The sequence below is a fragment of the Chamaesiphon sp. OTE_20_metabat_361 genome (assembly GCF_031364565.1).
In genome coordinates this window covers 1-10,468 of sequence record NZ_JANLWO010000300.1, presented here as the reverse complement: position 1 = coordinate 10,468, position 10,468 = coordinate 1, and the positions used below count along the sequence as shown (strand labels likewise).

The window sequence follows — 10,468 nt, the reverse complement described above, 5'->3', positions numbered from 1 at the left end:
GGTAAATCTACAGCCACGCCACCGATGCGGAAGTAGTTATTGTTTACCATTCGATAGCCAGTTGCAGCTTCCCACAAATCGTAGATCATCTCGCGTTCGCGGAAGATATAAAAGAAGGGAGTCTGTGCGCCGACATCCGCCATGAATGGACCGAGCCACAGCAGATGATTGGCAATCCGGTTGAGTTCCAGCATGATGACGCGAATATGGCTAGCGCGTTTGGGAACGGGAATATTTGCTAATTTTTCAACGGCATTGACCGTAATTGCTTCATTAAACATCCCCGCTGCGTAGTCCCAACGGCTGACGTAGGGCACGTACATGATATTGGTGCGGTTTTCGGCAATTTTCTCCATACCGCGATGTAGATAGCCGATGACGGGTTCGCAATCTACGACATCTTCACCGTCGAGGGTGACAATCAGCCGCATGACCCCGTGCATCGATGGGTGGTGCGGCCCCATGTTTAGCACCATCGGTTCGGTTCTAGTTTCGAGTTGTGCCATATGCTCTTATTGCGATCGCGTTCTGAAATGAACTATTACTGTTAGTTGCCACAGATGGCGGAGTATCGATTACTAATGATTCCCCTGCTCATATTATAAGGGGTAATGGGTAATGGGTAAGGGGTAAGGGGTAAGGGGTAAGGGGTAAGGGGTAATGGGTAATGGGTAAAAGGTAAAAGGTAAAAGGTAAAAGGTAAAAGGTAAAAGCAGCGGTTAACACACTATCCACTATTTACTATTTACTATTCACTATTCACTATCCACTATCCACTATCCCCTATCCCCTATCCCCTATCCACTATCCCCTATCCCCTATCCACTATCCCCTATCCTCTAATCGATCGATTTAGAGATAGGAGTGATAACATCTCTAATACGAGAGTGAAATAGGAAGGTCGTGGGATGGGCGCATTACAAGCATTAATATTCGATGTTGATGGGACTTTGGCGGATACCGAACGCGATGGACATCGGGTGGCATTCAACCAAGCTTTTGCTAATGCGGGGCTGGATTGGGATTGGTCGATCGAGTTGTATGGTAAGTTATTGGCGGTGACTGGTGGTAAGGAGCGGATGCGCTTTTATCTCAATAGTTACCGTCCCGATGTGCGGATGGACGACCAAACTATTGCCGATCTCCACAAGGCGAAAAATCAGTACTACGCACAGTTATTGGAGCGGGGAGGGATTCCGCTACGTCCCGGCGTTAAGCGGCTGCTGACGGCGGCTAGAGCTGCCAATCTACGACTGGCGATCTCGACGACGACGACTCCTGAAAATGTGTTTGCGCTATTGGCAAACAATATCGACTCAAATTGGTTTGAAGTTATTGCGGCTGGCGATATCGTCCCTAAAAAGAAACCAGCATCGGACATTTATGATTATGTGCTGGCGCAAATGAAGCTACCTGCGGCAGATTGTCTGGCGTTTGAAGATTCCAAAAATGGTCTGATTTCAGCAATGGATGCTGGCATCATGACGATCGTGACGATTAATGATTACACCCAAAATCATACTTTCGCTCGCGCTAGATTAGTATTATCCGATCTTGGCGAACCCGATCGTCCATGTCAAATTATCCAAGGGGATACTCAAGGCGCAACATTAGTCGATCTCGCTTTGCTAAATCGATTAATTGGGGCGTAAATCGATCGTCAATGTGCAGAATTAAGACCGTAGCATCTGGGTTTGAGGTCGGTTCATTTTTAAAAACCATTCTCACTGGGCAATAGCTGCACGGATGTATAGCAGTATTCACCCAATTGTGAATCGCCAATCTCACTCGGGAATCATAGAGTTAGTGTATCTAGATCTGCATCCACGCGCAGATCCCTATCGTAGTGAATATTTATGACACGATCGTTCAATTCATCATCTTCTGGTTGGGTGCTGCGATCGGTAGCTTCCTTAATGTTGTAGTCTACCGCGTTCCGGCTGGTATCTCGGTAATGTGGCCGCCATCCCGTTGCCCAAAGTGCTTTCATCAGTTGGGAATGGGCGAAAACATCCCAATTTTAGGGTGGTTGTTTTTACGTGGCAAATGTCGGCACTGTCATACCCCGATTTCGCCCCGTTACCCAGTTATTGAAGCAATAACTGCGATAATTTTCGTACTAGTTTACAATCGTTTTGGACTCTCGTTCCAGACGATCGGTTATTCGCTGCTGATGTGCTGGCTACTCGCACTGACGCTGATCGATCTCGATACGATGACATTGCCTAACCCACTCACCCAGTCTGGCTTAGTGCTAGGTTTAGCATTCCAGGTTATCGCTGGCTATCTCGATACCAATCATGCTATTTCCGGCATCCGGGAATATACCATCCAAGGGATTTTGGCGATGACACTGGGGATTTGGATCTATGATACGATCGCGATTTTAGGTAGTTTAATGGTCGGTAGACCCGCTCAAGGCGGCGGGGATGCTAAGCTGATGGCGATGGTGGGTGCGTGGACTAATTGGAAAGTCGTGCTGCTAGCGGGTGGACTAGCCTCGGCATTAGCTTTGGTGGGTTTTATGGTTGTGGCTGGTTATGCTGCGCTCAGAGGCGGCGGGATGAAGACAGGGGCAAATACCCTTACTCAACCCCTCCCTTTAGGGCCATTTATTGCGGCTGGGGCGACGATTAGTTTATTTGGTGGCGAGGCAATAATTGAGAGCTATCAACAGTTTATGCGATCGCCCGATCGGTTTTTATTCGCGATGCCAGTGTTGCTCGGATTGATGGTGCTGTTAGTCTGGACGCGACGAATGCGGCTGCGGGGTTCGTAATGCCAATTTATTTAATTGGGGCAAATGTGGTGAGGTAAAAGGTAAAAGGTAATGGGTATAATGATTTTCTCGATCGAGGTATCGATCTGTCGTTCTGCGATTAGCGATTGGTATGATTAAGACTAAGGTGAGTATTTTTGCTTGACGATCGCCAAAAACCCGACTTCAGCACTTTGAAGTCGGGTTTTTGATTATTGGGGGTAATTAATAAGCTAAAGTTTCGAGAGTCTCGCGCAGATAGCGTTGGACGAGGGCGTCGAGATTGAGATCGGATCGTTCGATCGAGGGTAGCTGAGATGTCCAATGCTGAAACCCCGAACTAGCTGAGATCGCTTGCTTGAGGCTAGTCCAAACTGAGGGATCGTCAATCGGTGCTGGTGAGGATATAGTCATCTGTGAACGATGCCAAAAAAATAGGTAATTTTGAGGTGGCAAGAAGTTTTTCAATAACCTTTGTCACAGTCTCTATCATAACTCAATTCAATCGAGTGTCCAGTAATCAAAACCTAGCTACAGCCATTACACCCAATAACGGATGAATCGATCGATCTACCCAGAAATTTAAAAGATATAGCGTTACTATGAGATAATGTCTCAAACCTAGTCAGTGGAATGAGTTAAAGCCGTCTGATTTATTTGAGGTTATTACCAAATAGCTTCACTCAAATCGAATCGATCGACTACAAATAGTTACTACTGACACAAACATAAACATATTATCGATCGTACATAATTCACAGTGCAAATCGGTATCGTATGTATCTATTTTAGGTAGCTATCGCAATTATTATTTACTGGTGTCAAGAGCCTTAAGAGGAACAAAAGCTGTGAGTGGAAATGAATCCCGGATGCAAGCAATTTATCAAATTACTAACCGCGAACCAATGCCCGTCAAGGCATCCAAACGGTTAGAAGATCTGTGGGCGTGCGATGTCTTTACCTTGGGCAAAATGCAGGAAAGTCTGCCCAAGGATGTCTTTAAATCTGTCAAGAAGACGATCCAAACTGGCGAACCGCTGAATCTCTCCGTTGCTGATTCTGTAGCAGTGGCGATGAAAGATTGGGCGATCTCCAAAGGCGCACTTTACTACGCTCACGTATTTTATCCGCTGACTAATGCCACTGCTGAAAAGCATGATGGTTTTGTCTCGGTTCAAGGCGATGGTACGGTCATCTCAGAATTTGCGGGCAAACTGCTCGTTCAAGGCGAACCTGACGGTTCCTCCTTCCCCAATGGTGGCATCCGTTCCACCTTTGAAGCGCGGGGCTATACTGCATGGGATGTCACTAGTCCAGCCTTCATTATGGAGACGGATAATGGTGCGACCCTCTGCATCCCAACCGTGTTTGTATCTTGGACTGGCGAAGCGCTAGACAAGAAAACACCCCTATTGCGCTCCAACGCCGCCATGAATAAGGCAGCGACCAGAGTCTTGAAGATTTTGGGCAATACTAATATCGCTCCCGTCAACTCCAGTTGCGGTGCCGAGCAAGAGTACTTCTTAGTCGATGCCAACTTTGCCAATAGTCGTCCCGACTTATTACTCGCTGGCAGAACCTTATTTGGGAAGCCTTCAGCTAAAGGTCAACAATTTGACGACCACTACTTTGGAGCCATTCCCGAGCGAGTCCAAGTCTACATGCAGGATGTAGAGGAAAAACTCTACAAACTGGGCATCCCCGCCAAAACTCGCCACAATGAAGTTGCGCCAGGTCAGTTTGAAATTGCCCCCTATCATGAGGCTGCTAACGTCGCCACCGACCACCAACACCTGATCATGACCATCCTGCGCACCACTGCGAAAAAGCATGGCTTCATGTGTCTGCTCCACGAGAAACCCTTTGCGGGGATTAACGGTTCGGGTAAACACGTTAACTGGTCGGTCGGTAATGCTACCCAGGGCAACCTATTAGATCCCGGCGACAATCCCCACTCGAATACTCAATTCTTGGTCTTCTGTGGTGCCATCATTCGCGGGATTCACACTTACGGGCCACTACTCCGCGCTGTGATTGCCACCGCCAGCAACGACCACCGCTTAGGTGCCAACGAAGCGCCCCCAGCAATTATCTCCATGTACTTGGGTTCGCAACTCCAAGACGTGTTCGAGCAAATCAAGCAAGGCGCGCTCAAAGGATCTACCGCCAAAGGCACGATGAATATCGGGGTCGATACCTTACCGATCTTGCCAAAAGATGCTGGCGATCGCAACCGGACTTCACCCTTTGCTTTTACTGGCAACCGCTTTGAGTTCCGCGCTGTCGGTTCCGGTCAATCTGTGGCAGGGCCATTGGTGGCGATGAATACGATCTTGGCAGACTCCCTCACCTGGATGGCGGACAAATTGGAAGCTGAGACTGCCAAAGGTACCGAACTCAATGCGGCGATTCAAACCGTCCTCAAAGAAGTCATCGACAACCACGGCGCAATCGTCTTCAATGGCAACGGCTACTCGGAAGAATGGCACAAAATGGCAGTTGAAGAACGCGGTTTACGCAATCTGCGGACGACAGCAGACGCGCTACCCGTATTAAATGAGCCAGAAATTGTCAAGCTATTCGATAGCATGTCGATTCTCTCGCCTGTCGAACTCGCCAGTCGGTATGAAACTTACTCCGAGCAGTATATCCTGTCGATCGAGGTCGAAGCAAAGCTAGTTATCAGTATTGCCAAAACCCTGATCTATCCAGCCGCCACCCGCTATCTCACCGACCTAGCGACCACCATTGCCGGACTCAAAGAAATCGGCGTCACGCTAGAAGCCGAAACCGCTCAGAAGGTTGCCGATCTCACTAAATCAATGATGGATTGCGTCAGTAAATTAGCAACTGCACTAAACAGCCATGATTTTGAATCGAGTGAAGCCCACATGCAGTATTTAGTAAAAACAGTTCGTCCGTTAATGGATGATGTGCGTAAATATGCTGATGGACTCGAAGCTGAAATCGCTGACGATCTCTGGCCATTACCTACTTATCAAGAAATGTTGTTTATTAAATAACATCTCATAAACAACTTATTTAGAGAAAAGACCGTTCTCATCGAACGGTCTTTTTTTTGTATTGGCTGGACTACCGCAAGATTAGTAAAGAGATTGCGAATTTTTATTTAATTTATTCCACATCTCAACTATAGATTCTCCAATTTCTTCTAACTTTGTATCGTATGCTTTATCTTTAAAGCCATCGACTTCAAGTCGCCATCCCGATCCGTCATGTCCTGTAACCTCTTTATACTCTATCAACCTTTCCTCAAACCACTTTTTAAGACCTTCTTTTTCAATGCCAGTATTTTTTTCAAGATCGGTTTGCTTGTTCCAGAATTGCATCTTCCAACCTGTTGGAGTTAGAATTATTGCAAAAAATAGTGAGAATTTATCTGGATCGATCGTATAAACCAGAACATCGCCAAAAAATGTCGGATGAGTCCAAAACCAGCGTTCAGTAAAATGACAAGCTATCTCGCTCTCAAGAAATAGCTGTTCTAACTGTTCTAGTTTCATCCTCATGTCTTTACGAAATACAGCTATTTCAGCAAGCAATGTTTTGATATCATCGTCTTTTTCTTGAAAATACTTCAACCATTTCGAGTCTACTTCAGATTGTTTTTGTAAGTTTTTCATTGTCATAATAAAATCTTTTAAGAATACTAAATGCTCGTTAGGTGCTTTCTGAGAGTAAATCTCGAATTTTTCTTCAATATTATTTAGAAATAAGTTGTATGTAATGGGTTTGAACCCACATAATTCAACTGAATCTTTCTCAGCGTTCAACGACAGTAGTACTTTATAGACTTTTTAGAGCTTTTACTTAAGGATCTTAAATACGTTGTATAGTCACAAAAAGGATTATTCACTTTAGCCAAAACTTTATTTTCTATGCCAATAATATAATTATCGGAAACTATTACTAGATCGATACGTTTATTTCCGCTGGTACGCACTTCCCGCCAAACTTCAATGTTTTGTTTGTCGGTTACTAGCTCTCGATCGATAAGCATAACTAGTGAATCTAATAGAAGCCTACCAAATCCATGTTCGTTGGTGGGTGTTAAGTAAAACTGAAGTATCTTGCTACAGATATTCTCTGAGTGTGGATAACCAGCAATCTCCATAAAAGTCTGTTGCTGATTTTTAGGAGGTGGTAATTTTTCTAGATCGGATAAAAAATTTTCATTTAGCACCATATATTTTTAAGCTGAACTTACTTATATATGGTGCCCAGATACTAAATTTTCTCACCACTCAACCTACTAATTTTACTCAATCGCCCAATTTTCAACTATCAAATTGGGGACTCGATCGAAATCTCGTGCATTTCTCGATAGCAAGATACCTTGGTTTGCTAAAACGATCGAGGCAATGCGTAAATCTTGGGTGCCAACTCTAATTCGCTGCGACTTTAGATCTCGATAGATAGATTGAGCTGCTACTGTAAATTGCAATACTTCAAATTCAGACAATAGCTTTACTGTTTCCGACAGCCATAAATAGGCATTAGCCAGTACATCCCCATCTTTTGCCTCAGATATTTGTGCCAGCCTACCGCGCACTTGTTCTTCAACATTAATTGCAGTAGTCGTTAAAGCGATCGACTGTTGTTGCAATCGACCGATTAATAGTGAATTACTCCTACCATAAAGACTCAAATGGTCGGTATCGAAGACATAAAGGGTCATATTTCATCTTCGCACTCATTGGCGATTTGACGAATATGAGCGAGTTTTTCCATTAGATCGTCAAAGGTTGGATCGTTCTCTAAAATGCCTGCATATTGCATTGGTGTAGAATTAGTTTTAGGCTCGATGCTCATTGCGAGCGGCTCCGCCAAAGAGATTGTCACGATCTTACCTGTTGATAATTGCGACTCTAATTCGGTCTTGGCATTGGCGACCGCTTCGTCTTCTGTATTCCCATTAGCAGCGATCGACGGTATTTCGAGTACAGACGCAGTAAAACCTCGATCGGAACGACCTTTAACAAAAACTTGATACTGCATGTTTTATCCTCAGCCTCGGTTGTTACTAGTATTGCATATTCATCCTCTAAATAGTTCGATTACCGCTGGTACGGCAAAGCTGAACGATAGTGCTTCGTATTCGCTAATTGTCCTTGAGTTTTAAATATCCGAAAGCTGTGACGATTGGCCTAATCGGTCAGTTGGTTATCTTACCAATTATTGTGTTAGCGATCGTCAATGTCAGGGATAACCAAGGGAAGAGGCACTAAGCTAGTTTGAGAGAAACGCTCAATGAAAAAGCTCCTGCTGTGGTCGATCGCCCGATCGATCTCAATCACAGGTATCTTTACTATTTAGAAAATCATTGCGAACGGCTTGATTATTAATTAATAAATCTTGGATATTTGTCCATTTTTTTGATTCGATCGAGTCGATTAAACTATCCAATCGATCGCGATAGATATATAGAGAATGCAATAGAGCATCGCGATTGTATTCTGCCATCATCATTCCCATTTCTGGATTGCCAGCACCTACTCGACTGGTATCTCTAAATCCCGTGCTGGCAAATTTTTTGGCAAAATCGCGGATGGTAGAATCGGTTTCCTGCAAGCAAGCAGCGATTAAACTCGCACTTACCATCACGGGTAAATGGGAAATCCAGGCAACTGCTCGATCGTGTCGATCGGGTGTTGTCTGATATACCACAGCACCGAGAGATCGCACTAGTTCATCGACCATTTTTAGTGCTGAAGGCACCGTTGCGGGCGTAGGGGTCAAAACATAAGGGCGGTCGGCAAACAGACCCTTTTCAAAGGCAGCTATCCCGCTCTGAGAGTTACCAGCCATCGGGTGTCCACCGACAAAATTCGGCCATAATTCGGTCGCCCGATCGACCAATGCCCCTTTGACAGAGCCAGCATCGGTAATAATTGTCTCGGACTGAAGGTGGGGTAATAATTGCGCGATCGTCGGGAGGATTGCCGCAATCGGCGTACAGATAAAGACGATCTGGGCATCTTGGAGACTAGCTAAGTCACAACTGGCACGATCGCAGATGCCCTTTCGCTCAGCCAGATCGCAGGTAGATTGCTGACGGCTGACACCGCTCACCTCATGCCCCAGTTGGCGCAAGTCCCATCCCAATGATGCGCCGATTAATCCGATTCCTACGATCCCGATCTTCACAGTTAGCTGTTATTGATTATTGGTTATATTGTGCCATTTAAGTGCCACAGTCTAATTTGGCATCATGGCAACTTTGATTACTTCTCGATTTTTCATATCCTCAAAAGTTTGCCCTAAATCTGTCAGCGGGCGCCGATCGCTAATCAATAATTCAAAGGGAATCTGCTGGCTGGCTAGTAAAGCTAACGCCGCGCGGACGTGGTGGGGGGTATTGTGAAAAACGCCTTTGATGGTGAGTTCGCTGTAGTGCAGTCGATCGGTATTGACGCTAATCGTCGTATCTTTGGGACAACCGCCGAATAAATTAATCGTCGCCCCCGGACGACCGCAAGCGATCGCGGTTTCCCAGACACTCGGTACCCCTGTCGCTTCAATGACGATATCAGCACCCCATCCTTGGGTTAAATCCTGGACGGTACTAGGGATATCTATCTGATGATAATTCCACGTCCGCGCGGCTCCCAATTGTGCCCCGACCACCAAGCGGCGATCGTTACCACCAAATAACCACACCGACTGGCACTGACTCGCCATCACCGCCACAAACATCAACCCGATCGCCCCATCGCCGATTACCACTACTCTAGAATCAGGGGTGAAATTACTCCGCGCCACCCCATGCAATACGCACGCTAAGGGTTCGGTCATCGACGCTAGCGCCGGATCGAGATCTGGTGGGATGTGGAGCAGGTTCTGACGGACGATCGTCGCAGGAATACTCAAGTACTGAGCGAAGGTACCGTTATTCCAAGTTAAATGCGGACAGAGTGAATATTCTTGACGCTGGCAAAAGAAACAATCCAGACAAGGCGCGGAGTTATTTGCCACTACTCGATCGCCAATTTGCCAATCGGTTACTCCCGCACCCAGCGCGACGATTTTACCCGCTGCTTCGTGTCCGAATCGAGTTGGCGGCTTGAGCATTTTGGCATGTCCGCCACGCCGCCACACCTTGAGATCTGTGCCGCAAGTAGTGGCGGCTGTGACCTCGATGACGACCTCACCCTCAGTAGGTGTGGGGACATCGAGGGTTTCGAGACGGAGGTCTTCGCGACCATAGAGGAGGGCTGCTAGCACAAAATTATTAGTTACAATGGTTGCAATCGAGACATCTCAGTATAGGAAATTTCGCGATCGAAAATCTAGCGCGGCGATTCTAGCGATCGATCTAGTTACGCGCTGAATCATCGCAAATTACCAAGACTTGGTACTCTCGATCGCCAGTTGTGATGGCAATAACTTCTCGCATAGCGACAGACAGGATATAATGTGGTGTTTCGGGTTGCAACCGATCGTCAGTAGATTCGCTTCCCGATCGCCGCCAGCCAGTAGTCAAAGGATGTCTAAAAAGATTTTATGTCTTCAATCGTAGATCTGAATCCCCCAATCCCCTTTCCAAGGGGGATTTAGCGGCGTTTTTATTCGGGGGTTCCCCCTCAAGCAAGCAGATCTAGGCATTGCGATGGGCATTACTGGTACTGAAGTTGCCAAAGAAGCCGCCGCGATGATCTTAACCGATGATAACTTTGCCTCGATCGCCGC

12 protein-coding genes and 1 pseudogene are annotated in these 10,468 nt (G+C 46.2%); 3 read left to right on the top strand and 10 right to left on the bottom strand.

Going from position 1 to position 10,468, the window contains the following annotated elements; genetic code table 11:
- Positions 1-506: pseudogene (ndhH, locus tag RMO35_RS08870) on the bottom strand (photosynthetic/respiratory NAD(P)H-quinone oxidoreductase subunit H); the annotation flags it as partial.
- 402 nt (positions 507-908) lie between these two features.
- On the opposite strand from ndhH, the gene RMO35_RS08865 reads away from it, so the two are divergent.
- Together RMO35_RS08865 and RMO35_RS08860 are read left to right on the top strand one after the other, a co-directional pair.
- Positions 909-1,652: an HAD-IA family hydrolase gene (locus RMO35_RS08865; RefSeq protein ID WP_309740334.1), complete on the top strand. Its 744-nt coding sequence runs from the start codon at positions 909-911 to the stop codon at positions 1,650-1,652.
- Between the two features lie 194 nt (positions 1,653-1,846).
- Entirely contained in the window at positions 1,847-2,779 is a 933-nt protein-coding gene (locus RMO35_RS08860; protein ID WP_309740331.1) for a prepilin peptidase, read from the top strand.
- A 204-nt stretch (positions 2,780-2,983) separates the two neighbouring features.
- On the opposite strand, the gene RMO35_RS08855 is transcribed toward RMO35_RS08860, so the two are convergent.
- A complete protein-coding gene (locus tag RMO35_RS08855) occupies positions 2,984-3,172 on the bottom strand; it encodes a hypothetical protein (RefSeq protein ID WP_309740329.1) in 189 nt (62 codons plus the stop codon).
- Between the two features lie 434 nt (positions 3,173-3,606).
- Here RMO35_RS08855 and RMO35_RS08850 point away from each other — a divergent pair, with 434 nt between their 5' ends.
- The gene (locus RMO35_RS08850; RefSeq protein ID WP_309740328.1) at positions 3,607-5,781 is read left to right on the top strand and encodes a glutamine synthetase III; all 2,175 of its coding nucleotides are present in this window, start codon (positions 3,607-3,609) and stop codon (positions 5,779-5,781) included.
- Positions 5,782-5,862: 81 nt separating this feature from the next.
- On the opposite strand, the gene RMO35_RS08845 is transcribed toward RMO35_RS08850, so the two are convergent.
- The 8 genes from RMO35_RS08845 to RMO35_RS08810 all read right to left on the bottom strand — a co-directional run.
- Positions 5,863-6,552: a hypothetical protein gene (locus RMO35_RS08845; protein ID WP_309740327.1), complete on the bottom strand. Its 690-nt coding sequence runs from the start codon at positions 6,550-6,552 to the stop codon at positions 5,863-5,865.
- Entirely contained in the window at positions 6,549-6,965 is a 417-nt protein-coding gene (locus RMO35_RS08840; RefSeq protein WP_309740326.1) for a PD-(D/E)XK nuclease family protein, read from the bottom strand. Before RMO35_RS08840 ends, RMO35_RS08845 begins: the two co-directional genes overlap by 4 nt.
- A 72-nt stretch (positions 6,966-7,037) precedes the next feature.
- Positions 7,038-7,457 carry a hypothetical protein gene (locus RMO35_RS08835; protein WP_309740325.1) on the bottom strand — a complete coding sequence of 140 codons (420 nt, stop codon included), beginning with the start codon at positions 7,455-7,457 and terminating at the stop codon, positions 7,038-7,040.
- Positions 7,454-7,777: a type II toxin-antitoxin system HicB family antitoxin gene (locus RMO35_RS08830; RefSeq protein WP_309740322.1), complete on the bottom strand. Its 324-nt coding sequence runs from the start codon at positions 7,775-7,777 to the stop codon at positions 7,454-7,456. Before RMO35_RS08830 ends, RMO35_RS08835 begins: the two co-directional genes overlap by 4 nt.
- A gap of 291 nt (positions 7,778-8,068) precedes the next feature.
- Entirely contained in the window at positions 8,069-8,926 is an 858-nt protein-coding gene (locus RMO35_RS08825) for a prephenate/arogenate dehydrogenase (protein WP_309740320.1), read from the bottom strand.
- Positions 8,927-8,977: 51 nt separating this feature from the next.
- Positions 8,978-10,003 carry an alcohol dehydrogenase catalytic domain-containing protein gene (locus RMO35_RS08820; RefSeq protein ID WP_309740319.1) on the bottom strand — a complete coding sequence of 342 codons (1,026 nt, stop codon included), beginning with the start codon at positions 10,001-10,003 and terminating at the stop codon, positions 8,978-8,980.
- A gap of 91 nt (positions 10,004-10,094) precedes the next feature.
- The gene (locus RMO35_RS08815; RefSeq protein WP_309740317.1) at positions 10,095-10,262 is read right to left on the bottom strand and encodes a hypothetical protein; all 168 of its coding nucleotides are present in this window, start codon (positions 10,260-10,262) and stop codon (positions 10,095-10,097) included.
- Positions 10,263-10,288: 26 nt separating this feature from the next.
- On the bottom strand, positions 10,289-10,468 hold a 180-nt coding region (locus RMO35_RS08810; RefSeq protein ID WP_309740316.1), incomplete at its 5' end, for a hypothetical protein.

Bases quoted from the DNA above. Each gene is read 5' to 3' on its own strand.
- RMO35_RS08865 (WP_309740334.1), top strand. From the start codon at position 909: ATGGGCGCATTACAAGCATTAATATTCGATGTTGATGGGACTTTGGCG.
- RMO35_RS08840 (WP_309740326.1), bottom strand. From the start codon at position 6,965: ATGGTGCTAAATGAAAATTTTTTATCCGATCTAGAAAAATTACCACCT.
- RMO35_RS08855 (WP_309740329.1), bottom strand. From the start codon at position 3,172: ATGACTATATCCTCACCAGCACCGATTGACGATCCCTCAGTTTGGACT.
- RMO35_RS08835 (WP_309740325.1), bottom strand. From the start codon at position 7,457: ATGACCCTTTATGTCTTCGATACCGACCATTTGAGTCTTTATGGTAGG.
- RMO35_RS08830 (WP_309740322.1), bottom strand. From the start codon at position 7,777: ATGCAGTATCAAGTTTTTGTTAAAGGTCGTTCCGATCGAGGTTTTACT.